This window comes from Nocardia jejuensis NBRC 103114, from assembly GCF_001613145.1.
Lineage (GTDB): Bacteria > Actinomycetota > Actinomycetes > Mycobacteriales > Mycobacteriaceae > Nocardia > Nocardia jejuensis.
In genome coordinates this window covers 82,669-109,062 of record NZ_BDBU01000019.1, presented here as the reverse complement: position 1 = coordinate 109,062, position 26,394 = coordinate 82,669, and the positions used below count along the sequence as shown (strand labels likewise).

The window sequence follows — 26,394 nt, the reverse complement described above, 5'->3', positions numbered from 1 at the left end:
GGAACAGTCGTGAATTAGGGTGCGACCGTTCACTCGGACGGGGCTGTGTGAGCCGCTTGAACGAGGTCGCGGCGAGCTAGCAGGGGTTCGACGAATATGCCTCGGCCCGTCGGTTGCTTGGTGGCTTTCACATCACCGATGAGCATTCCGTCCAATCTCGAGCCGTCCATGATGAGCCCTGAAGAGTTCAGGTTCTTCATCTGCCCGAGAATGTTGTCGTACATCGCGGAATCGGCTTGGGCGATGTTGCGGGCCGCGATCAGGTGCAGGCCGGTGTCCCGACCGTCGACGATGAGGTCCTTGAGTGGGTCGAGGGGATTCAATTGCCCGCGTTGGGCGACCATGTGGTAGTCGTCGATCACCACGAAGACTTCCGGGCCGTTCCACCAGGAGCGCTCCTTGAGTTGTTGCGAGGTCACGTCGTCGGGTGCGCGGCGTTCGCGCATCTGCGCGGCGAAGCCGGCGAGCCCGTTGATCAGATCGCGCTCGCTGGTGAGGTATCCGAGCAGGTGTTCCTCAGGGAGAGCGTCCATGTGCTGGCGGCGGTAGTCGATCAGCAGTACGCGTGCTTGTTCCGGGGTGAATCGGCGGTGGATCGATTCCAACAGCGTGCGCAGTACCGTGGATTTGCCGCAGCCTGTGGAGCCCAAAATCATGAAGTGGGTGGAGACTCCGAAGTCGATGGCGGCGGGGGTGAGGTCGGATTCGCGGAGCCCGAAGGGCACGAGCAAGCGTTGAGCGGTGGTTGTAGGAGCGGTGAGCCCGGTGGTGATCTCATCGAAGCCGATACGGGCGGGTAGCAGTTTCACTCCTGGCGCAGTACGACCCGGGTACTGACCGATGAGCGCGTCGAGCGCGGCGGCGAGACCGACCCCTGCCGATTCCACGTCAGGGTTGCCGTCGGTGCGTGGTAGCGCGGTGTGCATGTGCAGGCCGTCGGTCGTGATGCAGCGTCCAGGCCGGTTGGCGGGGATGGCGGCGACCACGTGGCGGTGGGTGGTGAATGCGGTGTCGGTGAGGTCGCCGAGGCGCATCTCGAGGCGGGTCTGGAGCATATCTTTGATGGAGGATCGGATCGCCGCCCAGCGGGAGCTGGTCAGGACCAGGTGTATTCCGTAGTTGAGGCCCTGCAGCGCAAGAGATTCCACGACAGGCTGGTACTCGTCGTAGAACGGTCCGTTGCTCGAGAATCCGATGTCCCATCCGTCGATGACCAGAAAGACGTCGCCGTGTTGATCGCCGTGGGCGGTGAGTTGCTCGGATTCTCGTGAGAGGGAGCGACGGCGGCGAAATTCGCGCATGGAGTCGATGCCGAGGTCGGAGAACAGTCGCTGTCGGTGCGCGATGAGGTTGGTCAGCAGTGCGAAGGTGCGCCGCACGCGGTCGACGTCGCGGATCGTGGCGATCGAGCCGATATGTGGCAGGGTGCGCAGCGCGGCCAGGCCGCCGGAGAAGTCGAGGCAGTAGAACTGAATTTGTTCGGGGGTGTGGGTGAGGGCTCCGGAGAGAATGAGGGTTTGCGCGGCAGTCGATTTGCCCGATTGTGGGCCGCCGACGATAGCGACGTGACCGCCGGCGCCGGACAGATCGACCGTCCAGACGTCCTGCCGTTGCAGACGTGGTTGATCGACGATTGCCCAGGGCAGTTGCAGGGTGCCTCGGGTCGCGTTCTGGGTGAGGCGGTCCAGGGTGGGTGCGATGTTCAACGGCGGCAACCACATGCGATGTGCAGGTCGTCCCCGGCCGGCGAGTTGTTGCAGCACGGTCTCCATGATGGTCACCGGTTCGACATCGTGGAGTTCGGGCTCAGGTTCGGGCGTGGGCTCGGTGACCGCGGTGTGGGCGATGGCGGCGGCGGTGAACCGTTGGGGTGGTTGGTATCCGCCGTTTGCGCGGCGTACGCGGCGGCTGCTGGCGGCGGTGTGTGCAGGAGCTATGTAGGGCAAGCCGACGTAGGCGGCTTGGAAGCGTTGTAGATCTCCTGCCCCGACACGCAGGTATCCCGCGCCGGGCTTCTTGGGCAGGTGGTAGGCATCGGCGGTGCCGATCGCATCGCGTGAGTCGCTGGTTTGGTTGGTGCGCAGCGCGATTCGATAGGACAGGTGTGCTTCGAGTTCACCTATTCGACTGGATGGCACTTTTTGTGACGCGAGTAGCAGGTGGATGCGCAGGGAACGGCCGAGTCGGCCGATGGCGACGAACAGTTTGGAGAAGCTGGGGTGTTGTTCGAGCAGTTCGGCGAACTCGTCGAGGATGATCAGCAGGGTGGGCATGGGCGCGAGTTGTGCGCCTTGTTCGCGGGCACGCTCGTAGTCCGCGACGCTGGCGAAGTTGCCCGCGTCGCGCAGAATGCGTTGTCTTCGTGCCATTTCGCCGTTGATCACGTCTTCCATGCGAGTGACGAGATCGGCTTCTTCTTCCATGTTGGTGACGACAGCGGTCACGTGGGAGAGCCGGTCGAAGCCCAGGAAGGTCGCGCCGCCTTTGAAGTCGACCAGCAGGAGATTCAGCAGGTCCGGTGAGTGGGTGGCTACGGCTGAGAGAACGAGCGTTCGAAGGAATTCCGACTTTCCCGAGCCAGTGGCTCCGATGCACATTCCGTGTGGGCCCATGCCCTCCTCGGCTGATTCCTTGATATCCAAGTGCACCAGGGCTCCGAGCGGGTCGTAACCGAAGGGGATGTTCAGGCGGGATCGGTCGATGTCACGCAGGGTGCGCCATTGCCGGTCGATGTGGATATCACCTGGATCGGTGATTCCGACCATCTCCTCCCACGAGGTGCCGCCGGCTTGTTCGGCGGCGACTGCCTCGACAACGGTGGAGAGGCGATAGGGGGCGAGGCTGCGAGCCAGGGCGGCGCTCGCTGCGACAGACATTGCGTCGGCTCGCCCGACACGTCGCTTGCCGCGTACGGACACCTCGTATAGGGAGCGGTCCTCGTCCACGCTGAAACGCAGCGCGCGTGGCAGGGGTTGTTCGGCGGTGCCCAGCCGCAGCCAGGTGCACCCGTCGATTCCGGAGATGTCGCGTTCGTTCGCTGTGCCTCCGACTCCGACGATCAACACGAAATGCTTGCGTTCGAGAGAGGGTTGGCTGTTGGCGGAGAACGGTCCTCGGTTGAGCCCTGCCAGGACCTTGGCGCGGAGCTCGCCGACCGTGCGGTACAGCATGCGGCTCGAGCCGATAGCGTCCTTGTCGCTGGTGTGTTGGGTGTGGGGTAGCCATTTGAGCCATGCCCATTCCGGGGCGTCCGGATCCGGGAGCACTGCCGCGACTGCCACTTGGTCCGGTCCGTGCAGCACAACGGTTTCGGCGAGCATGGCGCGCACCAGGGCAGCGACGGCGGTGGGATCGCCGTCGAGGCCGAGTTCGGGTGCTGAGAGCAGATTGATTGCGATCGGCATACCGCCGACGGTGGAGTACGCCTTGGCGAAGCGTGTCACTTCGACGACTCCGACCGGGTCCAGGTCAGCCAGCGGCGCGGCTTCGGGCACGATGACTCGCACCTGGTTGGCGATTCTTCCGCGTCCCACTCGTATGCGCAGGAATTGGGAGTTGCTGACCTGGATCTCCCACATGCGCTGGCTGGCGACCAGGCGGGCAAGGTTGTCAGGTCCCGGGTGGGTGTGCGCCAGATAGGTCTGCAGTTCGGTCTCGGAGGCGCGCACCGACTTGCGGTGTTCGGCGATGCTGCGCAGGTAATCCTTGCGTTCCTCGTTGAGGGCTGCCGCGCCGCCGGCCCCGTTGCCGCTGAGGCCGCCCCCGAGGGTTCCGACCATCGAGACCACCATCATGAGGGGGAAGAACAAGGAGGTCGGTGACATGGCTCCGCCACCGCGGAACATCATGACCATCATTCCGGCCATGCCGGCCATCATGACCACGGGCATGATCATCTTGACTCGGGAGGCGGGAACGGGTTTGGGCAGTTCGGTGGGTGGCTGCAACCGCAGTTCCGCCACGGCGGGTGCTTTGGGCCCGCGCACCATGCGGGCTGGGCGGACGAATCGGCGGGTGGTGCTCACGGTTGTCCTGCGGGCAGTGGTGCCGAGGCACGGTCGGTGGCGATGCCGTCGTGCTGAACGCGTGCGTCGCGCTGTGACAGGGTCGGGCCGACGGCGAAGAGAGACACGATATTCCAGGGCGCAGGGATGGGGGTGCGCAGCGAGAGCGCGGTCAGTGTGGGATCGTCCGGGGTACCGCGGGTATCGATGCCGTAGCGCACGCCGCTGTCAGAGATCCAGAACAGTGCCTCCTGCAGGGGGGAGGAGACACTCATTCCTGTGACGCGCACAAAGGTTCCGCTGTCGCGGGGCAGATAGGCGGCATCGGCGGTGGTGCCGTGCGAGCCACTTGCGGTGACGAGCGGGACTGTGCGCGTGAGTTCTTCGGTCGCGAGCGGCAGTTGGCGCCCGACCAGCAGGTCGGTCGCCGCATTCAGGTCGGATGCGTCCCGGGACCAGCGGTAGCAGGTGACTCCGTCGCGTTCGGGATCGACGATATGCACGGTGGCGGCGGGGTAGCTGCTGGTGCCAGGCCAACCACCCGGGCGCAGGTTGGCGGCGATGATGTCCGGGCCGACAGCGATGGCCGAGACTGCGCCATGTGAATCGGCGTTGCGCAGCATGGCCGCCAGCGGGGCATTGATCTGTACGACGCCTGATTGAGACACCACGTAGTAGGACGCGCCGTGGTCCACGGTGGACATCGCGAGTACCGAGCCGACTGCGACCGTGAGACCCGAGGACAGTGTGATGATCTGCCCTGCCGCGGGGACCACGGGTACACGCAAAGGTGGTGCTTCCGGGATGGCTTCGAGCAGGCCTGGCGAGGCCGGGAGTACCGGTGCGGTGGCGTCGATTCCCAGGGCGAGTGTGACCGGGGAGTCGGCGAGATTGATTGCAGCCCGTACGATTCCGTGGTCGTGGTCGCGATAGACCAGCCACGTGGTGACCCCTTCGCGCAGCAGCCGTGCGTAGTTGTCGCCCAGCGGCTCGATGGCGCGGCTGTCGAGCGTCAGTCGGCTTCCGATCGCGACGGTGCGCACCGGGGATCGACTGGTCGTGGGCAACCCGGTGGTGGGATCCAGAGGTGCGGCCGCGCCGGTGGTGGTGCTGTCGCACACTGCCCACGACGAGTCGCGTGTAGTGCTGTCGAAAATGCTGCCTGGCGCGCCTGCGATGCCGACGATCGGGCCTCGTGGGTATTTGGCCAGTTCTTCTTTCGATACTTGTTGCGGATTCTCGGGTGCGCCGATGATCAGTCGCGCGGAGGTGAGATTCAGTGCGGGATAGAGTCTTCCGCCTACGCGCACATACAGTGCCCCGGTACCGCGTTCTGCCACGATGTGCGCGTCTCCGACGGGCTTGGCGGGCTTGAAGAACGCCAGAACCGCTGATCCGGCGATGACCACGCAGGCCATCGCGATGCCGATAGACAGCGCGGTGGAGCGACCGCGCTGAGGGTCATCGATCATCGAGGCGTCCCGGCGAACCAGTGCGTGTTCGATGCGCCGGAACAGAAATCGCCAGCCGGAGATCTGGTGTTTGGTCACCACCCGGAATCGGGCCACGGCTGTGTGTCTCCTTACCTGGTGCTGGTCAGATCGTGGCGGCAGGAGCCAGGCCCTCTACAGCGGCGGTGATGTCGGCTTCGGAGATGGTCATGAGTTCTTCGTCGGTCATCGTGGCCACGTTGGCGCTTTCCTTGGTGAACCGGTAGTCGCGTTCGGCTTCGGCGGCTTCGACGACGTTGCGAACGAATCGACCGTTGCCTGCCAGGTCGATCAGGCGGCGACCGTTGCGGGCTTGCAGAGACAAGCGTTCGCATCGGTCGTGTAGTGCGTTGCGGGCATCACGGGACAGGATCGAATCCTTGTGCTGGGCGATATGTTCGGCGATGCGTACCAGTTCGCCGGCGTCGTAGCTGGCGAAGCGGATGCGTTTGGTGAAGCGGGAAGCCAGGCCGTCGTTGGAGGCCAGGAATCGGTCGATCTGGTCTTCGTATCCGGCGATGATGACCACGAGTTTGTCGCGGTCGTTCTCCATGCGGGCGAGCAGTGTGTCGACGGCTTCTTTACCGAAGGCATCTCCGCCGGAGAGTCCTTCTTGGATGAGGGTGTATGCCTCGTCGATGAACAGCACTCCGCCCATGGCTGAGTCGATCAGCGCGTTGGTCTTGGGAGCGGTGTGTCCGAGGTGGGTGCCGACCATGTCGTTGCGCGAGACCTCGATGACTTCGGCGTTCTCCACGACGCCGAGGCCGGCGAAGATCTTGGCGATGACGCGGGCGATGGTGGTTTTGCCGGTCCCGGGCGGGCCGGAGAAGATCAGGTGGTGTGTGCGCGAGTCCACTGCGAGTCCGCGTTTGGCGCGTACCTGGTCCATCAGTACCCCGGATTTGAGTCGGTCGACTTGTTCTTTGACCGAGTCCATGCCGATCTGCGCTTGGAGCAATTGCGAGGCTTCGGTGAGCAGTGATTCGCGTTCGTCGCGTGCGGCGCAGGCGGCCAATTCGGCGGGGTCGTCACCGGAACTGGGGTCCCACGGGTCGGTGCGGGTGGAGATGAGCTGTGCGGAGGTGATCTCGAGGCGGTAGCTCTTGTCCGCGACCGCGCGCTGCCAGTCAGGATGCTGGTGCCATAGGGCTGAGCCCTGCAGTCCCTTGAGGATTCGTTCGGACGGCTCGTGGTCGCCGGTGTGCCGCAGCACCATGGCAAGCAGGAAGTGTGCGTCGGCCCAGAGGTAGGACCGGTTACCCGAGGAACTGTCCTCGACGATGCGCTGCGCTCGGGGTAACGCTTCGCCGAAGCGGCCGAGGTGTGCCAATGATTGCGCAACCATCAGTTCTGCGGCGATGTCGAGCAGGTTGTCCTCGAGGACTGGTGTGCTGGTGCGAAAGTCGATGACATCGGGCCAGCGGCGAGCGCGGAAGAACAGGGACAGGCGCACGAAGTTGGCGACATCGTCGCTGGGCAGCTGGTCGAGAATGGCTGCGGCTTCGTCCATTTCACCGCCCTCGGCGTATTTACATGCTTGCGCGAGTGCGATCTGGTCGCGGTCGGTCATGGCCACACGCAAGCCATACATGCCGATTTCGACCTGGCACCACAGTGATCGGTCGGGCAGGCCGGCGCGTTGTTGGTCTCGATACAGGTTGTGGACGGAGCGGTAGGCTCCGTAGATGACCTCGGAGGAGACTTCTCCGGCCATGGCCAATCCGAGCCAGGCATCGCACATATCCGGGTCAAGGTCGGTCGCCGCGTGGAAGGCTGCCAGTGCATGCTGGTCGTTGCGCACTCCCCCGGTGATCAATCCGAGACTTTGAACTCCTGTGTAGAACGCGTCCTCGGCCGCTGACAACTCGGGCTTCCCTTCCGCCGATCTCGTCTGCACGAAGGGTAGAGGTGTGCCCTGCCGCATTGTTTCCCATCATTGGGAGCACTCGCGCGCCGGTGTGCGGGGCTGGGTGCGATCGTGTGCACAACACTCATGGGCTGGCGCCCGCACTTTGATTCCGAATGGCGGAAATATGGCCATACCAGCGCTTATCGATGATTTTCGTTCGATCGCGGTGGCGATCATGGCCATCCGCGGACAGTTCACGCAGGAATCGGTCGGCGCGGCGTGCGGGGTCGATCTTCAGGAGATCGCGTGTGCGACGCCGCAGGTGCGCGAGTTGCAGGGTCGCCCCGTCGCGGGCCCGTTCTCCATTGTCTGCCTTCGTATTCCGCTCATGGATGCGGACGAGTTGCCGTCGCTGATGTTGACTCCTCGCGCGGGGGCGCGGCTCTACCAGTCCGATCTGCAGTGTGGTTTCACTTTTTCCCGAGGTCTGATTCGGATCGATCCGCGGATCCCGCCCGAGGGTACGGTGTCGTTCGTGGAGTATCGGGGTGGGCTCGATCTGACGTTCGAGTTCACTGCAAAATCCAGGGTGTTGCGCAAGCTGGTCGTGCGACGAGAGTTTTGAGTCTCCGGGAGCGATGCTTCCCATCGGAGGGAATCTCTCGGACGCCGCCGAAACCACCTCACGTGCCATTATTGGTTGTGCCGTTGATTGGCGACACAAAGGGTCGGACTGCCCCTCCCCTCATCGGGGCGGTGTTGATCCTGCGGTTGAATTCTCCACGAGAATGATGGCCGCGTTTGGATCGGGTGTGCCGGTTTGCCCTCTCGGCAGCCTGATCGATCCGGAACGACCGGTGGCATGGGACACCACTGGTCGTTCCGGTTTTTTCATGCGCAGGTCGGGCTGAACGAGAGGGCGCTTATCCGGTGAAACCGTTGCACCGCAGGGATATCCAGCGCTGCAACGACTCGTCCGCCGGTGTCGGGATCGCTGACGTGCAGGCGGATGCTGTGCTGGGTGTGTGTGCCCTCGGCCACGTGCGCGTGTGCTCCGGTGTGCCAGCCGAAGGGGAGGGTGTGGACGTTTTCGCCAGCGTGTGTCAGTCGTTCGGTTACCTCGGCGAGCAGGTCGAGCGAATCTGCCAGGTCGGCAAGCAGATCGATGCGCGATGTTTTGCGCTCGTGTGGCGTCGGCGGCCGATGGTAGCCGTCGATGATGATCGATGACGCCGTTGTGCGGGCAACGAGCCGGCGGATGATCTTCGTGGCCGCAGCGCCGAGTACCAGATCACCGTGCTCGAGTGCGATCGATATCACCAGGCATTCGGTGAATCGGTGGGGTTTACCGACCTCGTCCTCGGTCATGCCGACCGCGCATGCCGAGGGTGCGGTTACCGTGTATTGGAAAGTGCGGCAACGGCTACTGTGAATCAGCATGGCTTCGGCTCTCCCGTGGATGACGGACCTGGGTGACGATCAGCAGGTGGAGTGGGTCGCCGAATTCGGGTCGTGCTGGGTAGCGTCATCGAATCTCCGAGCTGATCGATCTGGATCACGCCGGTGTGTAGTGCGGGACGTTTCGGGCAACCCGGCGGTGAACTGTGCATCGACTGTATTGCCGTGACAGCCGGTCTTCAGGTACCCGAAGCCGCCACCTCCGGGCCCATTTGCGCCACCACGACTGCATGAGGGGCTCTCACCTGCAGTTCGGGTGAGAGGGAGAGTGGCACGATCCGCGTCATCTCCACCAGAAGGAGGGTGGGTCTGCAGAGCGAGCTGGTCTCGGGTCCACTGCCTCAGGGGTGTGTGAGGAACGGGGTGACTGTCGTGAGATCCAGGAGCTACATCCCGACTGTGGTCTCCGTTTACGAACGGGGAGTGCGGGAGTGGTATCGCGTGGCTCAATTCCGGCTGGCGGCGCTTGGGGTCGAGTTGGCGTCGTTCGACGGTAGGGAGTGTCCATCGACTGTGCATTGGTATCGCGACGGGATCGAAACACCGGCGAGTGATCCATTTGGTGAGCAGCGCCGCTGGTGCTGCGTTCATACGGGCACTGTTGCGACCGTTCCGGGATAGGCTATTGCCGACTGGTGGACGAGAGCCCTGGGCATGTGGGCGTGCTGGTGTCGGTGTGCTGCGACGTTGGCGAGACGCGCTGCTGGATCCGCCCTGATCGAGTCGATGTGTGGAGTCTGTGCCCGTCGCCAGTCGAGATCACATGCCCTTTGATCTGCGGCGAACGGGTCGACGCGATTGCGGCGGGTCATTGTCTGTCTTGCTCTTTCGTCGCACGGTTTTCGGTGTCGGCAGGGAGCCCACGTGGTTCTGTGTGGTTATCGCGCACGTGTCGTTTCGCGCTGATCCACGGTGCGGGCAGGGAGGCGCCCTGGCTGCGGACGTTCATTGCGGTGTCGGGGATGCGACCTATTCTCGACCAGGGTGTGGCGATAGCGGGACGCGTTCGCGTCTGTGGGGCCGGTTGAGGTTTCGCTCCGGTCGAGGGACCGGAGTTCGCAGTGCGTCGGTCGTGTGTGGGGGTGCTGCGCCATGGACTGGTGCTGGTGAGTTCATTCGCCGGTGTGGGTCTCGTGTGCGTATTGTCTTGCTGGAGAGTCGTTTCGGGGTTTTCCGTATTCGACGCACCGCCGTCGGCAGCGGTTCCGTGGGCAGCGGGCAGTGCCGGGTATGCCCGAGTGTCGAGTGGGGGGATCGAGTTCGGGTGCGGTGGGGATCTGTGTGTCGGGTTCGAGAGTGCGGGTGCTGTGCTGTTTCGGGTGCGTTGTTGAGCGGCTGGATCGTGTTCTCGTGTATTGGTGTCGTGGATGGGACCAGCGGGTCGGGGCCGGGTCTCGGCGTCTTCTCGGTGTGGGTGTGAGTTCGTGTCCGGTGTGGTGGTGATGCCGGGTTTCATCGACTGTGCGCCGGGCTGGGCTTGAGGTACTGCTGGTCCTGATGCCGCAGGGTGCATGCCGATGGATGGCGTTGCCGGCGAGGGTGAGTGGGGTGGGACTGTGGCTGCAGGGGGTGTGTGTTTGTCGAGTGTGTTGCCGGGGGGTGTTGATGAGGGCCGCAGGGTTGTAGTTTTGTATATCGGGGGGTCGGCCGGTGGGGTTCGGGTGTCGTCGAGGTCTCGGCTGCGGGCGGTGGTGAAGTCCAATTGTCCGGCTCTGTCGGCGAAGTCGGTCGCGTGGGTGAGCATGTCGTCGGCGTAATCGTCGAGTAGGTCCGCGTAGCGCAGGACCTCGTCCGGTTCGATATGTAGTGGCTGGTTCGGCGAGTTGTTGGTCGGAAGGTCCAGGATGTCGATCGTCATCGAGTGCAGGGCGCTGTTGATCATGCGCTCGATGGCGTGCTCGAGTGGTGCGATCGCCTTGCCGAGCACGTCGGACAGGATGTATGCGATCAGTGCCTGCTCCATGACCGAGAGCAGTGTGCGGGCCATCGCTGGGATCACCTGGGCGACTACAGCGGAGAGTCCTCCGGTGGCGAAACTTCCGGACAGTGCGATCAGGTACGTGGAGGCCATGGCGGCGAGTTCGATCAGTACTACTGATTTGGTCACGGCGATCACGTCGGCGGCGATGGTCAGGGCGGTGGCCACGAGGGTGCAGACGTGGTCGAGTTCGGCCATGTGGGTCGTGCTCATGCGGCCCCAGACCGCGAGCAGTTGTTGGTAGGAGTAGCCGGAGTAGACCGTGTTCATGTTGTTGATCGCGGCGGTCGCGACGTCGTGGGTGTCGCGCACGTTCGCGGCGAAATGCTGTAGGTGGGTGGCCAGTTCACGTACCTGGTCTTCGTTGATGTCGGGGTAGGGTACGCCGGCGAAATTGAGGAACAGTGCCACCTCGTGGGGCAGTTCGACGGCCATGCCTGTGTGTTGAACCGGTCAGAGCACGCGCACGATGACGGCGTTGTCCGACATTCGTGACCATTTGACCCGAGAGCCTGAGTAGGGGGCCTCGATGACCATGCCGCCTCCGGCGGCAAGTTGGACGTGTTCGGGGCCGCGGGCGCTGAAGGAGCCGGCAGGGAAGACCAGATCACCGGGTTGGACGTCGTGGACCGGCACTCGTACGCCACTGTGGATCTGTTCGTAGGTGGTGCGTGGCAGGATCACTTGGCCGTGTGAGGCTTGGGCGATGGCGTATTGGGTCAGTCCTGAGCAGTCGAATCCGCCACCGCTGGGTCCGCCTGCTCCGCCACCGCCCCATACGTAGCGGGTGCCGAGCCAGTTGCTGGCCGCGCTGACGGCGGTGTCACCTGCGTGTGTGTTCGAGGGGACTCGGGGGCGCCGGCGGGCGCGGATTCTCGGGCGGCGACGTTTCGGCGATTCGGACCAGTTGGTTATGGTTTTGGGGGCGGGGGGCGGCATGATCCTGGCCGCGAGTTTGCGGGCGGCGTTCGTATCGTGGTCGACCTGCTGCGCGGCTCGGGTGATGGTGGTCTGGACTGCATCGAGCAGGGCGGGGCCGCTGAAGCGGGTATCGCGTATTCCTGCGATCGCCTGGATGCGTGAGTGCAGATCGGCGATCTGATGGGTGAGGCGGTTGCGGCCGTCGGAGGTCGTGTCCCCCGATACCGCGACAGCTTGGCGGACTACGATGTCTTTACCCTCGTGTGAGTTCGCGATCGACATGTGCATCCCGCGCGTATCGGTGTAGCCGGTTGCTCCTGAGCCTATGATCTCGCTGGTATCGGGTTCCAGTACGACGGCTCTTAATGGTACCGCCGGGTCGGGAGCACCCGCTCCGTAGAGACCGAGCAATGACTTCAGCACACCGCTTAGTTCCTCGGTCAGAACCGCCGTCATTCGTGCCACCTGCTTTCGCGCCCCACTAGCGTCCGTTGGTCCCAATCATCATGTAGCCCAGCCAATTCCGGCTACTGCTGCAGAATCGGCAACTTGCGTGTGTCGACTATGCCTGACCGTCTTCGGCATGCGTTCCCACATCGGGGAACACCGGACAATGGGTCAGGTCAACTGAGGAGGCGGGTGTCGGTCGGGATGGCGACAAATACAGCGGGCCTGGTAAACGCGACGGACGTCGATTCTTCTCTCACTCCTGTCTTCGGCCAGATCAATGGGGCGGGCGGCGTCGGGAGGCATTACTGGAAGATTCCGCCGCTCCCGGTACCCTCGGGTGCGTCGAAAGCGCTGAAGAGCTTCATCGCCATGGCCGAAGCTGCGCTGCAAACTGCAGTCGATCTACTCGGTCGTGGGACGACGGCCCCGCCGCCTCGGATCGACGATCTGATGACGAAGGTCGTGTACACCAATCTCGGGCAGAGCGACACGACCGATTTGTATCAAAAGACGCTCGCTGCGGTGGATGCCAGGCGGTCGTCGCTGCTGAGCATGGATGACAAGGTTCTCGACGTGGCCAATGTGATGTCGGCAGGTAAGGACAGCACATTGGCGGCTATCAAGCATTTGGTCGCGGAGTTGGTATCGGCGCTGAGTAGGCAGACTGCGGCCAAGCTGCAACCTACTGAGGAGACTGCCCTCATGGACATGATCGCCAAGACGATCAGCGCGGTGTACGAGAAGGTCAGAAAAGTCGCCGAGGATAATCTGCGAATGTCAGGCAGTGGAACCACCGGCGGTGAGGCTTCCGGCGGAACCCCAGGCGGTACGAGCGGTGGTGGGAACGGTCAGTCGGAGAGTGGGGCTGGTGGCGGTGAGGGTAGCGGCCTCATGCAGGGCCTCATGCAGGCGCTCATTATGATTCCGGTGGTGGGGGCCTCGGCGATACCTGCGGTGATGCAGTTGATCGAGAGACAGAACGAGAAGAATGATCGGGAGCATCCAGAGGGGTCTGGGCCGCCTGGTACGCCCGCGCCAAGTGCGGATCCTGCCGCGCGCGGCGGCGCGCCCACTCCTGTTCCCGGTGCGGCTACCGACCCTGCACCTGGCGGACCGCCGCCCGCTCCCCCTTCACTCCCGCAGCCCATCGGCTCGGCAGGAGTGTGACGCTGCCAGACAGCCGAGCACCAACCGGCCCAGTACTCGTTGTGGAAAAATCCCTTCCCATTGGCGGGAAGCGGCCAATGTCTGGCGCATTCTGAGTAGCAGGTTGCCGATAAGTGAGGATTTATGAGAGAGCTTCATCCCGATGTGTTGGCGGGGTTCGCGATAAAACGCGAGTTGCGCCACCGCATCGAGGAAATGCAGGAGCGGGCCATGGAAATCGTCGCACGTCGGCCATCGCCATCCGGCGTGGCAATTCCTGAAGTGGATGTGATGGGTCGGCTGCGGGCCTTGTATCTCACGCCCGGAACCTGCAGCCGCTTCGGCAATAGCGAGCTGATCACTGAGATCATGGTGGCCATCACCGAAAGCGCTCTCGATGCGAAGCGGCAATACTTTTTGACCATGAACGACTCTGCCCTACTTCCCCGCCCACTAGAGGAAGTGTTACGAGAATGGCGTGCAGAACGAGCCTCGGCAGTCTGTACGAGTTCTGGAAAAATGAAATCATGACTTGGATCCCGGAAGTAGGAGGAGCCAGTTGACATGGCCGGATATCTGGATCTGGATACTGGTGAGTTACGTGGATCTGCAGCGCAATACACGCTGATTGCGGCCCGTATACGGAAATGGGGCGAGATCCCTCAAGCCTGGCTCGACGAGTTTCCGAAGACGTATGGCACGATCGCCGACCCTATGTATCGGACACTGGTCGAGTACTACACCACTCGCCATGAGCAAGCTGAGCGCCTCGCAGTCAAGAACGAGCGGATGCGCGACCAATTACTGAGAACGGCAGAAGAACTCGAAGAGAGCGACGAGCAGGGCATGAAGCAGATCAGTTATGCGACCGATGGAGGGGACCGCAGTCCGTCTGGCGGGCGTACATGAGCATGCCCTCTTGTTCTGGTGCCCCGCGGCTACCTATCCTCGCACGCTAGAACGACCTCGCCTCGACAGTCTCTTACATAGGCACAGCATCCGGCTCTTACATAGGCACAGCATCCGGCCATCTGCCTCGGACAACAACGTTCGGGAAGTTCTGCCGAATTCGATCACCCGCAGCAAGAGGATTATTCTTATGACACCGACTGTCGACCAGGGCAAGGTTGACAAAGCTGTAGCTTTCATCAGAGGTAGATGGGGGCAGAATTGGGCCAATGTCGGTGGCGGGTTTCAGGGCGATGAGGCTAAGGATTCACTGCAAAAACTTGCGGAGCTAAATTCAGAAGAGTTCAAGATAGCCTGGGCGAAACTAGATTTTCAACCCCTGCATACAGACGAAATAAGACACGACCTCGCTGTGGACGCCCACCACGAGGGCGTCGATGATCAAAAATACTCGGTTCTAATTCAATCTCTCGAATTAGGAAACTTTGATCTATATTACAAAGTAAAACAGAACGAAGAAGCCCGTGCCGAGAAGTTGGAGTTCGGCAAATACTACACCGGAAACCCATTTTCGAGCCTTGCGTTACACGCGGAGCTGGTGCATCTGATTCCACCAGAAGGCGCAAGTAAAGCCCTTTGCGCGATGGTCGACGGCATCTCATTCAATATGCAGTACGATTTCGACACGATGGGCCTCCGCAAAGGTAAAGAAGCTTTGCCGGTCCTTTCGCGAGTTCTACTTGCCGACGAGCAGGCTACATCTTTGACCGGCTGGTCGGACGCCGTGCGCTCGGGCGCCGATATGCAGAAGCAACTGAAGTCCTATGAAGACGATTTTCAAGCGAAACATCAAATCGCAGTCGATGCTACTTACGACTCCAAGATAACGGGTGATAATCTTTTCAAGAATCTAATTCAGATGAAGAACGACATTCAGGCCATGTTGGCCACGAAGCTGGCCGCGACACGTGATGGCGAAAAATTGATCAAAACGACCAAAGATAGAAAGGATGGATCAGAAATCCAGGAGGTCCGATACGAGAGGGTGAAGGACGCTACAGACGACAGGGACGACGACAAGTTCTATCTGACACCTCAGGCCGAACAGATGTATTACGTCCAGCCACTTATGCAAATGGTAAAGCAGTGGGAGGCTGCGTACAAAGAGGCGGCTTCAAAGTTCCAGGCCCAAGCAGCAGACGTCCACCCACCCGACCTGCCACCCCCCTCTGCCGCACAGCAGTCGGCACCACAGTCGACGAAACCAGCAGTGCCTCCTCAAGATGTCCTCCGCCCAGGGGCGGAGGACATCGATTACACATCACTATTTCAGGATGAACTCGGGGCGGATCCAGTTATTTCGAATACCTCGCCCGAAACCAACGCTGCTGGCCCCGGCACAATGAATCCAACAGCAGAGGGCGGATACTCGTCGGCGGTGAATCAACATCCACAAGGATCGACCAACGTGCCGGCCAGTAGCAACATCGGTGACATGAGCCAAGTGGCGCAGTTGGCGTCGTTGACACAGGCCATGCAAATGATGGGAAACCGGAACCAGAACGACAGTGATCGGAGAGACCGACGCAGACCGAGTCCCCGGCGCGAACCCATCGCCGCCCTCCCGGACTCCACTCCGCATACGGCACCGGCGCCGATAGGTTCAACCCCCAATATCAAGACGCCCTCGTCAGCAAAAGATGCAATTGTCCCTTCGGCAGTGGAACAAGCGTTGACAAGAGAACGAAACAACCCCAACGGTTGCGATGCTCGAGCTGCGTACAGCGGCACGCCAGGGCTGGCCTGGCCTGGGACGCCCGTCACCGAAAGTGAACTTCGTACCGGGGACGTCGTTCTGTGGAGTAACAATGTAAGCGCATTGGTAGAAATGACCGAGAGCGGCGCACGGATCATATTCAAAGGCGAGCCAATTGAATTCGATGCGGAACACTTACCCCCCGAGCTGCGCGTCAAATTCGGAACGTTCGGGGGATTCTTTCGACCCATCAAAAATGACGATAGTCGACAATCGGTTGCCGCATCACCCGTAAGCTCATGAGATGACCGGTAACTCGCCTGCGGTGTCTGCGCACGGTATCTCCACAGCGGATCTTTACAACAATCACCACTCCATGGAATGACTGGGCGTCGATTTTGAACTGACACGCTGCGTAACAGCATTCCCTCGTGCAACTGCGTAATAAATGATCGAACGACATTGGTCAGCATTCGAAAGTCCCCGATATTCCGCCCGTTCCACATCCGAGTCAGCGTTAGATTCTTCTCTGAAACCGTCCTATTATTTGCAAATAAGACGGAACCCTGTTCTAGGGCAGGTTACTAACATCACGAGATCCCGGTATGTCGTGTCATGTCGACCGTCAACGGTCTTGGGACACCGTTGAAACATAGTTGGTTTCCGGCACGTCCGGATTGCGCAACCTGGAGATACTTCATAATCGCGAATACAACGTTCGCTGTATTGCTCACTGTCCATCGATCGGTGCCGTTATGGTGGCACCGGATGGGCCAGCGGTAATCGTCGGTTTTGCGGTTTTTGTGTCCACCGAGACCTGTTCTACCGTGGCGGTGACTGGAGAAACAAGCGCACGGCCGAACAATGGGTGCCCGAGAATCTGCTCGTGGGCGTATACCACGTCACGCAAGCTTTGGCGGGTTGGCTGTTTTGCGAGCAGTAGGATCAGTTCGTTGCATCGGCGCTCGAAGATCATGGTGCGTAACACTTCTGCCGTATCCTCGACACGTAGTTGGCCCAAGGGTACTCGTCCGGCGTCGACCCGCCGCGACAGTGTCGTGGCTGCCAGTAAATCGTCAGCATCTCGCAGTTTCTGCCACAGGTGAGCTGGCACTTCCCCCCCGGCACGAATCACGGTGAGGATTCTCCCACGCACGGTGCGGGCTTCAGCCACTTCAGACTGGGTCGCGTTGGCGCGGATGACCTGGTAGTGCGCTTGCTCTGCCAGCGCAGTGCGATTCTGGTGGATTACCGAATCGGTTACCGTTCGGATGTGATCCAAGGAGGAAATAGTCGCGGCAATGGCGAGTCGGTCAGCGGTTTCCGGGGAAGGGGTTCGCAGATCGACACCGTATTCGGGAGAAACCAGTCCCTCACAGGCCACGTCCTGCAGGTGGGCGCGCAGACTAGAGTCGACCGGTCCTGAGGACGCTAGTGCGGTCAGCGTGGATTCTGTACCGGGTCCCCATGCGAGCGCGAACTCTGCGAGTACGCGCGCAGGATCGGCGACCCCTTCCCATGGCGCGCTGCGGTCGGGTCCGAGCACCTCGTCCCACTGCCATGGTGTGGATACTTCTCGCGGCAGGTAGAGACCGGAGGGTAGCCATCCGCGGCCTTCGTTGCTGGTGATGAATATTCTGATTCCGGTTGGTCCACGCATGACCGCGACTGCCCAGGCGAGGCCAATGACGGGCTCGTCCACGGCAGCAAGGACTGCGGCGAGCAGCGTGCGAGCGATCGCCAGGTCCTCGTTAACCGTCTCGTTGACTACATTGCCCGGGCCGGTCTGACGATCCTTGGCGGCGGCGACGACCGCCGCGAATAGGGGCGGCGCGGGTGGGGGCACGCTCTCGATCAGCCCGGCGTTTGCGCTGTTTGGACGCGTATTTCCCGAGTCGCTGGACATCGGCCCGGCACCGACAGACGTCGTGACATCTCGCCTATCAGTGTCGTTAGACACCACCGGGTCGGTCGTTGCTGCGGGTGCCGTGGCTGACGCCCGGGAGTCGACGTCGGGGCTGTGGCTGATTGCTATTCCTGGTGCAGGATTCTGCCCGTTGGGTGTGTTTATGTCGGTGATGTGCGAGCCGGGTTGTCCGGCACCGGGGTTCGCACTGTCTGAGCGAGTGCTCTCGAGTTGGCCTGGCAGGTGCACGAGTGTGGGTGTTCCGGGTCCGTGGGGGTCGTTGTCGCCTTGCCTGATGGCGGCTCCGCTTTCGTGATCCGCCCGGTCGTACTCATCGGCTGAGGCATCAAGTTGGGCTGCGGTGCGATAGTGCTGTTCTGCTAGTGCGTTGCCGGCCTGTTGCCTGGCGTCGTAGTACGTAGTCAGCGCCTTGAGTACTGGGCTGGCGATGGTTCCGTAGGTGTGGGGGAAGGCTTTGAGCCACTCTTCGGGCGGTTTGGCCCATTCCCTCGTGTCGTCGCCGACTTGCCGGTGTTGGCCGGCGAGCTTTCGGAGCACCGCAGAGTCGATGTGCACTTTTCCTGCCACGATGAATCGAGCTCCCTTCCACCCTCGGCGATTCGATAATTGTCGAGGCTTCCCGCTGACGGGAACCTTCATGTGGATCCTTCGCCGTCGATTGAGACGGGTTTCCGTGTGTCCGTTCGGCGGGCAGGGGCAGTCTTGGTAGCTGCAGTTCTGTGCTCTTAATTTCCGAGGTACACGTATCTCGATTCGTATCAGATTCCGGCCGGTCTAGGGGTCGAGGTGCGTGCCGACCCGAGGAGGGTCGAGTTCTCGGTGAGATGAGCGTGAACATAGACCGCTTCTCGCAGACATTGTCGGTCTGGGATTCGTCCGAGCAGCAGTACCAGTTCATTGCAGCGGCGTTGTAACTGCATGGCTTGCAGGGGCGTTAGTGCCCCTGTGTGTTCGGCTGTCAACTCGCCCAGTGGGATTCGACTGGTGTCGAGTCGGCGTGACACCATGCTGGCGGCGAGTAGGTCGTCGGCGTCGCGCAGTTGCTCCCACCAGCCTTGTGCGGGCTGTGTGCGACGTCGTAGGGCAGTGAGAATGCGGTGCCGCAGGCCGGTTGCCGCAGTCGTGTGCACAGAATCTCGTATGGCGTTGACGGTTCGGGTGTGGGCGTCGCGGGCGAGTTCGGTGCACCGGAGTGCGATCGTCGGTTCTGGCACTGCCTCGATGCGGTTCAGGAGTCGCTGGGATGCGGTCAATCCGAGCCGATCGGCCCGGTCCTGGGCTGGTCGGTCGAGTTTCAATTCTGCTGCGGGGCTGAGGTGTCCGTCATAGTGCACCGAAGGCAGCGCGGTGCGCAGCAGAGGATCGATTGGGAGAGACGATGCCAGGGCTACTAGTTCGGCCCCGGTGGTCCGGCCCCAGGCTCGAGAGAATTCGGCCAGGATCCGGGCGGGGTCGGCCACCCCCTCCCAGGCTGCGTTGTGAGTTGTTCTCCATTTCCACGGCGTGGACACCGTGCGCGGTAGATACAGCCCCGAAGGCAGCCAGCCTCGGTCTTCGTTCGTGGTCACGAAGGCACTGATGCCACTGTGGTGGCGCATTATCGCCACGGACCAGGCAGGTGCGATAGGCGAGGAGTCCACAACGGCGAGGATGCTGCGCAGTAGGGTGCGCGCCAGGGCGGCGTCACTGTCTGTCGGGCCGCCTAGGACGAAGGCTGGCGCGGCCGCAGCGGTGATCGCAGTGACGACGACGTCACGGAATTCCTCGGTGCCCTGTGGATATGTGGTCCGTGCATCGAGGCGATCAGCGGTGTTGATGGGATGAGTCTGAGCTGGGTGGTCAGTGTTGATGGGCACCATGCTTGGAGGTGCAGCATGGGGAGTGGGCGCGCGATGAAGGCCGCTGAGTGGTGATGGCGCCGAGCCTGGCCCGTTGAACGCCCATGATTGAGCAGCGATCGGTTGTGCTCCGGAACCGTGCAGGGTCAAGGACGTTACTGGACGGGCGAGTGGGAGGGCAGTGCTCGGGGACGGAGGAGCGTGCGCCTCGAGATCGCGGGGTATGTGCCCACGAGAGAACAGGGTCATAGGCGTCCCATCTGCTGACTGATCGAATGCGGGCGTGCTGGTCTCGGGTTCTGCGTGCACATCCGAGTTTGTGTTTGCCACAAGCTCGGATCGGGAATGCGAGGCGTCAGCAGTGGGGTGCGCGATGCCAGCTGGTGATTCGGAGACCGTGCTTGCCAAGTCCACCGCGGTATCGTTGCCAGGACCTGGGCCCAGGGATGAATGGTGTTGCGGAGCATTGTTACTCGGTGCGCCACCGAGTCCACTGGTATTCGAACCGTACGTCAGAGACTGTGTGAGTGGCCCCACGAGCACTTCCGCGTGGTTCGTGCCAAGGCCAGCGATCGGATGCTGGTTCGCCTCGGGTAACTGGTCGCGTGAAAGGGAGTTCACTGTGTTTACGATGCTGAGCGGAACGTTCATCAGGTAGGCGGGAGCTGGGGGAGACTCAGTGCGGGGAGCTACTGATCCTGGCTGACTTGGGTGCGATGCGGGTCCGGCGGGTGCTGGGGGTTTCTGAGAGCGTCCGTGCCCTGTCCATGGCGACTCCGCTATCTCGAACTCACCCTCGCCGAGAAGGCCGGCGAGTGCTGATATTTCCGAAAAGCCCTGAGGCCCTGCTGCGTGTGTGGCCCGGGTCATTACTGCGGCGACTTCATCACGCGCGTGTTGGATAATCTGATCCACCTGTGTCCGCTGAGTACCGTTCTGTGTTTCGGAAACTGGTGCGGTGGGCGGTATGGCTGCGGCTGCGGCTGCGGCTGTATCGGCGATTTCGTGGATTTGCGAGCACGTCCGCCGTACAAGTTGGGACATCGCCGAGAAGAGGTCCGCAGCTTGGTTCAGTGCATCATCGAGAGCCCAGAGTCGGCCCAGCTCGGCGCGCAAGGCATCGTGGAGCGGTCTTTGTACGGTGCTGACCCGGATATGCTCGTCGAGAGCCCGGCATGCGCGCTCGAATCCGGCGATGTCGATACCTTGCGCGCCAACGCGTGCCACCGTTTCGAGGGTGCTCCAAGCTGCGGCTTCGATACCTGGCCAGTTCTCGCCGACGATGGCGCTCCAGTACGGGTTCTCGTAGGGTGACTGCATCAGAGTTCATCCGCGCTGGGTGGATCGATCGACGGCGGCACCACTGAGATCATCGGCTGTTGCGAGTTCGTGTGCTGTTTGCGCTATGAGGCCGTTGATTGCGGTGGAGCGAGTGTGGCAGGAGGTAAGTGCTGCTGTGTAGCCGGTCCGGAACCATCCGAGGATTCTCAGAAGGGCATGATCGAGGTCGCACCGCGCCGTGCCCAGCGGTACTAGCTCTTTGGTCGCGGCCCTCGCGTGTTCGGTGACCGCTTGGGAGGCGGCGGCGACCTGTTCGGCCGCTGAGATGATCTCGGCTGGGTCGTCGATGTCGAGTCTGTCTCTCACGATTCGATCCTGTCGGGAATCATTGCAGGGCGGTGCCGAATTCAGCGGCTTCAGCGGCTCGGTAGGCGGCTTCTGTCGGCAGGTCGAACGAGTCGATTGTGTGCGAGTGGGTGCCGTTGAATTCCATTTCAGCGCGTAGCGCGACCCGGGATTTGAAGTGGGCTAACCGGGCCACTCGCAGGATTTCCGCGGCGAGCCAGACTTCGCCGTTCTCGCGGGCCTCGTCGGTGATGTGTAGGCCGATGATCTCACCGTCACGGTTGCAGGCTGCACCTGCGGTGTGATCGGGGTTGAAGACCTCGTGAGTCATGCCGCGCCAGTCCAGAGGTTGCGGTTGTGTGGTGTCGTCCTCGAAGTTGTCATCCGTGTTCATGGGTTCTCCTGCGGTAGTGGTTCGGGCCCGGGCCCGATCGTCACTCTGATGGTTCGACTTGTGTGATGAGAGTGGCCCAGGTGGGGTCGTCGATACTCAGAACGTGCCGCAGTTGCCAGAAGCGGTTGCCGAGGTAAAGCTCCGCGGAGCCGTCTTCGGCCACGTCGAGTTGATCGGTGGCGTTGTCAGCAGAATTGAGGGTGATGGTGGTGACGGGTGGGCGTTTGTCGTCCACCGTCAGCAGCGTCCCGCCACCAGGAATGAACGTGTGCCGGCATCGGATCCCCGCCGGAACTGCCAGATGAGGACTGTTGGTGATGATGGTGACCTCGGGGTCGAGGAGCAGTTGCGCCACCCAGGCTCGGGCGGTGGTTTCGGGGCGTTCGGCACGCAGCACAAAAGCGGGAATCGCGGCAAAATCCAGTACCAGTACCGAATCGGTGGCAGTAAGACCAATAATCACGAGGCGTTTCGGCGAGTCGGACGGCGGTGGTAGATCATCAGCGGGCAAGGTCAATACATCGGTGCCTGGGCCTGTGACCACAACGGGGAAGGCTGTCACTGTGCCGGTGGCAACTTCCACGGTGAAAGCCACGATCGGGCTGGGCGCGGTCCGGCTGATCAGTGCGAGCCGTGCCAAACCCTCGTCGTGCAGCCATTGCACGGTGTCGGTGACGGTGACCCCTTCGGCTTTGCTCATGCTAATTCGCCCACGGCGGTGACGGCGGGGTTGCTCGCTGCCTGCTCAGGCCACGGTTCTACGTCCATGATGGCCTTGTATTGGCGGCCGGCGTCGGTGGTGCTCTCGTCAATGGCAGCCATGATTTCGGCGACCAGTTCGGTATTGCCGAACCGTGTGGTTGTGCCGGGTGCGAAGTAGAGATCGGTCAGCCGACCCATGGCGTCCACTTCTGGGAGTACGGCGCCGCTGGGTGAGGGCCTGCGGGCGCGGATGCTGTTGATCTTCTCGCGCAGGTCTGCAATGCGATGTCGAAGTTCGCGGGCAGCGTCGAGGGCAGATTGCACATCGGGGTGTATCTCAGTCATACAGAGCCTCCGGTATGGGTCGGCGCCTGATTGGCGTGGGCCGGTGTCGGGGGTGTGACGGTCGGGGCGATAGTCGGCTTCTCACCAATGACCGCGTCGGTGTGAGGTGTGTCATCGACGTACATGAGCCGGTCTGGATGCCAGGCCACCACGCGGGCACGATCGTTACCGCCGGCACCGGACTGGGGGCCCATGCCGGGGGTCATCGGCATGTAGGGCATATAGGGTGCGCCGCCCGCGCGGGCGGGCGAACTTCCCGTGGAGCGACTCGGCAGTGCCTCGATGACGGGTGTGCGGGGCAGGCCGGAGTTGGCCAGGACTGCCTGTGAGCCGGCGGTGGGCATACGATAGGAAGCGAGGTCGGGCACAGCTGCGGATCCAGGCCCACCGCCGTCTGGCCCGCCGCCGCCTCCGGTGAGTGTCGGCAATTCTGGTAGATCGGAGGCGTACCCGAGGTCCGCGTCGTCGAGATCGCTCTGTGTCGAATCATGTTGTGACAGTGAGCTTGCCGAGTTCATCAGACTACTCAAGAGAGTGGGCAGCATCTGCATTATCATGTTGTTGTTCTGGGCACCGCCTGTGCCGTTCTGGGTGCTCCCTGTGCCGTCGGCGTTCTTGCCGGTGCTGGGCAATTCGGTGATGTTCTTGCCGACCTCGCTGATGTAGGTGGTGTGTGTCTGGGTTGAGAGCGCGTTCTGTTCGTTGAATTCGGTGAGCGCCCGAGTGAGTGCGGCCGAGTCCTTCGCGCGGCTGGCGGCGAGCAGGCGTTTGCGAGTCGCGATGATTTCCTGTGGCGTTGGGTGTTGCGTCTTGGCTGTGCGGAACGCGTCGGCATAGTCAGTGATGTTGGCGGCGAGTGTGCCCATGCTGCTGCCGATGTCATTCAGCTGCTGGGTGAAGGTGCTGAGGTGACCGGCTACTGTCGTTCCGATCGGTGTCCAGCTATTCATGATCGGTATGAGGTTCTCGATGCCGTCCATCGCGTCGCGATGTGGGCCTTTGAGGTATTGCTGGATCGAGTCCGCGTACGCCTGCGCAGGGCCTGGACCGGGGCCTGCGTGCAATTGTTGTGCGAAGGTGAGCGAATCGACGGTTCCTGCGCCCGCGACCGGCGGTGGTGGCGCGTGACGGAGTGTGAACTGTTCCCCTGAGGCAACGGGGTTGGCCACAGTTGCGGCACCACGTCCGCCGATCGTTCGGCTTCCCTCATCGTCTGCGAGGGTGTAATCGACTGCGGCGGCACCGATGTGGTGGGCATGCGCCGCGGCGCGGTTGGCAATGTCGATCACACCGTTGACCGTCGATTCCGCGTGCGCGCTGTGCAGCGCTGACGCGACCGTGGAGGGCAAGTCTGCGCCTGCGGCCGGTACCCAGCTCGTGGGTAGAGCGGCGTGGGCTTCCTGGACCAGGCGCCACAACGTGGCGGCCGCCGCGATCAGTTCTGCGGGCTCGACATTCATCGCCATCGGGGGTTTTCCTTCCGCCTGCGCGTGTTCAGTTGGCTGTGTTTGCCACCACGGGCGGTGTCGCGGTGTCGGCTGCGGGGGCTGTGTTCGTTGTGGGTGCCATCGTGTCGGCCCTGTTGGCGTTGGCCTCGGTCAGTTCGATGCCGCGTGGGTGGGCCCATCCGGCGAGGGTGCCGACGTCGCCTGTGCCGTCTGGTGTTTGTTCGTCCGGGTATCGGTGCAGTTCACCGTTCACGATGATGTCGAGTGTTGCTTCGGTGTCGGAGCCCATGGCTCGGACGATGGCCGTCCGGTCCGGGTTTTCCCAGATTCCGACGTCGCCGGTCATCAGTTGGTATGGATCGACGCGGTCGCCGATGTGTTTGTTGTCCGACCATTTGGCGGTGGTGTCGGCGTATGCCTGTTGGGCGTCGGTGCTCTGCTTGTTGGCGAACGCCTTGTCCAGGGCCTTGGCTACGATCATCGACACCCTCTGGGTCTTGCCATCTGGAAACACATAGTCGATGCCACCGTCAGCGCCTGGGGTGAGCGTCGCGGACTGGGGTGCTGACGATGTCTGGTTCGCGGGCTTGTCCGTGCTCGTCGAGGGTGCTGGAGGTGGGGTGGCGGGGTTCTGCGATGCCGCCACCGCAGGTGACCCTGGAACGGGTATCGCTTCTTGCGGTTCTCGATCGTGGCGATCGCGCTCATATTCGCCCGTGTCCAAGTACGGATCGGTTAGCCGCTGATTGTTCAGCGGGTTCAAAGCGCTCAGCATGGCCGGCCACATCGAACTCATCCCGCCATCCATGTTTCCCATCGAGGAGGGTGTGGTCGGGTTGGGGTATTGGTTAGGTGGGGAGGTGCCGTTGCTGTTGATGGGTGGGTCCCACGGGTTGGGAGTGTCACCCGATCCATCTCCCCCGGGATCAAGGCCATCGACCCCGGTAGTGGGGTCGATTATCGGTGGATCGTATGGATTGCGACCAGGTCCAGGTTTGTCGCCACCGCCGCCAGGTCCGGGTTTGTCCGCGCCGGGCGGGTTCGGAGGTGTGGGCACATTGCCAGCCGCCCGTTCATAGGCAGTTTTCGCCTCGTTGATGGCAGCGGTGGCTTTTTCCTCAGCGTCGGAGAGGAAAGTCAGCACCCAATCATCTTCCCGCTGAGGCGGCAGCTTCTTCGCGTCATTGTGAATATCGTCGATCATCTTGTTGATAGCCTTCTTCGCCGCCCTAGAAACACTCTTTGTTTGTTTTGTCAGCGGTGCGATGTCAGCGTCGGCCGCTTTGAGATCGTGAAACGCTGCCACTAGCCTCGAAACGAGTTCTAGGTAAGAGCTTGCAACAGAACCCTCGACCCCTCTACTTCCAAGCTGCTCGAGCGATTCATTGTTCAACGAATTCAGAGCGGGCGGATCGGCCGACACCGGAGGCGGAGTCTCTTTGCCTGATCCGAAGCTGTCGAAGATCTTCTTATACGTCCCCGGTAACTCTGTATACATATCCTTCACTTGCCGGGAAATTCGGTACTCTTTCGGATATTTCTTTATTTTATCATTATCCATCAAAGCATTGCTGGGCATGTACATTTGCCGCATTGAAATATCCGAAGTCTCAGCGTCTGATGCGTCACTCATGGCAGGGGATTAATAGCTTCGACTGGAATTTCGATAGGTCGTGAAGGATCCGAGGGAGCGTGCAGTCGGTCGCCAGACCATTGAGAAGCAAGGTCGGCACCGTATACTGCTCCGCCAATGCCCAACAAGCCTCCAGTGGTGGCACCGTTCAAGACACCACCGGATATGGCCGCCGCCGCTCCGTCAAAGAGGCCGGTCATCAGGATTTGTTTAGTAGTGGCGTGGTTAATTGCAGCACTTACCATGCCGGTGCCTGCGCCGATCAATGTGACTGCAACCCTACCTGGTATTGTGCATGAGAAGATTCTGCTTGCGACCATCACCGCAGTCGCAGGGACCGCGCCTTCTGCGAGCACGTTCATGACAGTGTTGACTGCGGAGGGTGCGTTCGGACTGGTCATTTCATCTCCTCACCTCACCGATCCGAAGCAGGACCAGTACTGCACCATGTACACATTAACCAGCAGCCGAATACATCGGCGATAGCTATATGCATTATCCTGGATTCCCAGTTATG

21 protein-coding genes are annotated in these 26,394 nt (G+C 61.9%); 7 read left to right on the top strand and 14 right to left on the bottom strand.

All coding sequences use genetic code 11. From position 1 onward, the window contains the following. Positions 1–29 precede the first annotated feature (29 nt). Genes eccCa through eccA form a run of 3 tightly spaced genes read right to left on the bottom strand, consistent with a single transcriptional unit; the run spans position 30 to position 7,361 of the window. Entirely contained in the window at positions 30–4,025 is a 3,996-nt protein-coding gene (gene eccCa / locus NJ1_RS15800) for a type VII secretion protein EccCa (protein ID WP_084478295.1), read from the bottom strand. Beyond that, the gene (gene eccB, locus NJ1_RS15795; RefSeq protein ID WP_067694196.1) at positions 4,022–5,572 is read right to left on the bottom strand and encodes a type VII secretion protein EccB; all 1,551 of its coding nucleotides are present in this window, start codon (positions 5,570–5,572) and stop codon (positions 4,022–4,024) included. The genes eccCa and eccB overlap by 4 nt, the downstream gene beginning before the upstream one ends. A 28-nt stretch (positions 5,573–5,600) precedes the next feature. Further along, positions 5,601–7,361, bottom strand: a complete 1,761-nt coding sequence (gene eccA, locus NJ1_RS15790; protein WP_067694193.1) for a type VII secretion AAA-ATPase EccA — start codon at positions 7,359–7,361, stop codon at positions 5,601–5,603. A gap of 169 nt (positions 7,362–7,530) precedes the next feature. Between eccA and NJ1_RS15785 the strand changes: the two genes are divergently transcribed. Next, positions 7,531–7,971: a hypothetical protein gene (locus NJ1_RS15785; RefSeq protein ID WP_067694190.1), complete on the top strand. Its 441-nt coding sequence runs from the start codon at positions 7,531–7,533 to the stop codon at positions 7,969–7,971. A 266-nt stretch (positions 7,972–8,237) separates the two neighbouring features. On the opposite strand, the gene NJ1_RS15780 is transcribed toward NJ1_RS15785, so the two are convergent. From NJ1_RS15780 to NJ1_RS15770, 3 genes are all read right to left on the bottom strand, one after another. Beyond that, positions 8,238–8,714: a hypothetical protein gene (locus tag NJ1_RS15780; protein WP_067694187.1), complete on the bottom strand. Its 477-nt coding sequence runs from the start codon at positions 8,712–8,714 to the stop codon at positions 8,238–8,240. 898 nt (positions 8,715–9,612) lie between these two features. Next, positions 9,613–11,217 carry a WXG100-like domain-containing protein gene (locus NJ1_RS15775; protein ID WP_067694184.1) on the bottom strand — a complete coding sequence of 535 codons (1,605 nt, stop codon included), beginning with the start codon at positions 11,215–11,217 and terminating at the stop codon, positions 9,613–9,615. A gap of 18 nt (positions 11,218–11,235) precedes the next feature. Next, complete coding sequence (locus NJ1_RS15770; protein ID WP_067694181.1) at positions 11,236–12,159, bottom strand: C40 family peptidase; 924 nt, start codon at positions 12,157–12,159, stop codon at positions 11,236–11,238. A 183-nt stretch (positions 12,160–12,342) separates the two neighbouring features. On the opposite strand from NJ1_RS15770, the gene NJ1_RS15765 reads away from it, so the two are divergent. The 4 genes from NJ1_RS15765 (at position 12,343) to NJ1_RS39110 (ending at position 16,267) form a co-directional block, all read left to right on the top strand. Continuing rightward, entirely contained in the window at positions 12,343–13,320 is a 978-nt protein-coding gene (locus NJ1_RS15765) for a hypothetical protein (RefSeq protein ID WP_067694178.1), read from the top strand. Positions 13,321–13,443: 123 nt separating this feature from the next. After that, entirely contained in the window at positions 13,444–13,830 is a 387-nt protein-coding gene (locus NJ1_RS38110) for a hypothetical protein (RefSeq protein ID WP_174557083.1), read from the top strand. 33 nt (positions 13,831–13,863) lie between these two features. Next, complete coding sequence (locus NJ1_RS38105) at positions 13,864–14,208, top strand: type VII secretion target (RefSeq protein WP_084478293.1); 345 nt, start codon at positions 13,864–13,866, stop codon at positions 14,206–14,208. 190 nt (positions 14,209–14,398) lie between these two features. Further along, positions 14,399–16,267 (top strand): hypothetical protein, encoded by a 1,869-nt coding sequence (locus tag NJ1_RS39110; RefSeq protein WP_157573999.1) that lies wholly within the window; start codon positions 14,399–14,401, stop codon positions 16,265–16,267. 427 nt (positions 16,268–16,694) lie between these two features. Here the strand turns inward: NJ1_RS39110 and NJ1_RS38100 are convergent, their stop codons facing one another. Beyond that, positions 16,695–18,530 carry a type VII secretion target gene (locus NJ1_RS38100; RefSeq protein WP_084478291.1) on the bottom strand — a complete coding sequence of 612 codons (1,836 nt, stop codon included), beginning with the start codon at positions 18,528–18,530 and terminating at the stop codon, positions 16,695–16,697. 119 nt (positions 18,531–18,649) lie between these two features. Further along, complete coding sequence (locus tag NJ1_RS39105) at positions 18,650–19,750, bottom strand: hypothetical protein (RefSeq protein WP_157573998.1); 1,101 nt, start codon at positions 19,748–19,750, stop codon at positions 18,650–18,652. An 873-nt stretch (positions 19,751–20,623) separates the two neighbouring features. On the opposite strand from NJ1_RS39105, the gene NJ1_RS39100 reads away from it, so the two are divergent. Then, positions 20,624–21,043 carry a hypothetical protein gene (locus NJ1_RS39100; RefSeq protein WP_157573997.1) on the top strand — a complete coding sequence of 140 codons (420 nt, stop codon included), beginning with the start codon at positions 20,624–20,626 and terminating at the stop codon, positions 21,041–21,043. A 12-nt stretch (positions 21,044–21,055) separates the two neighbouring features. On the opposite strand, the gene NJ1_RS39095 is transcribed toward NJ1_RS39100, so the two are convergent. The 6 genes from NJ1_RS39095 to NJ1_RS39090 are packed head-to-tail and all read right to left on the bottom strand — an operon-like array spanning position 21,056 to position 25,829. After that, positions 21,056–21,376, bottom strand: a complete 321-nt coding sequence (locus tag NJ1_RS39095; protein WP_157573996.1) for a hypothetical protein — start codon at positions 21,374–21,376, stop codon at positions 21,056–21,058. Between the two features lie 19 nt (positions 21,377–21,395). Next, the gene (locus NJ1_RS15750; protein WP_067694169.1) at positions 21,396–21,749 is read right to left on the bottom strand and encodes a hypothetical protein; all 354 of its coding nucleotides are present in this window, start codon (positions 21,747–21,749) and stop codon (positions 21,396–21,398) included. Positions 21,750–21,789: 40 nt separating this feature from the next. Then, complete coding sequence (locus tag NJ1_RS15745) at positions 21,790–22,449, bottom strand: hypothetical protein (protein WP_067694166.1); 660 nt, start codon at positions 22,447–22,449, stop codon at positions 21,790–21,792. Beyond that, positions 22,446–22,796, bottom strand: a complete 351-nt coding sequence (locus tag NJ1_RS15740; RefSeq protein ID WP_067694163.1) for a hypothetical protein — start codon at positions 22,794–22,796, stop codon at positions 22,446–22,448. Before NJ1_RS15740 ends, NJ1_RS15745 begins: the two co-directional genes overlap by 4 nt. Then, positions 22,793–24,262, bottom strand: coding sequence for a PE family protein (locus NJ1_RS15735; protein WP_067694160.1), 1,470 nt, complete (start codon positions 24,260–24,262; stop codon positions 22,793–22,795). The genes NJ1_RS15740 and NJ1_RS15735 overlap by 4 nt, the downstream gene beginning before the upstream one ends. A gap of 28 nt (positions 24,263–24,290) precedes the next feature. Then, positions 24,291–25,829 carry a hypothetical protein gene (locus NJ1_RS39090; RefSeq protein ID WP_157573995.1) on the bottom strand — a complete coding sequence of 513 codons (1,539 nt, stop codon included), beginning with the start codon at positions 25,827–25,829 and terminating at the stop codon, positions 24,291–24,293. Positions 25,830–25,994: 165 nt separating this feature from the next. On the opposite strand from NJ1_RS39090, the gene NJ1_RS39085 reads away from it, so the two are divergent. Continuing rightward, entirely contained in the window at positions 25,995–26,363 is a 369-nt protein-coding gene (locus NJ1_RS39085; protein ID WP_157573994.1) for a hypothetical protein, read from the top strand. Positions 26,364–26,394: the final 31 nt, after the last annotated feature.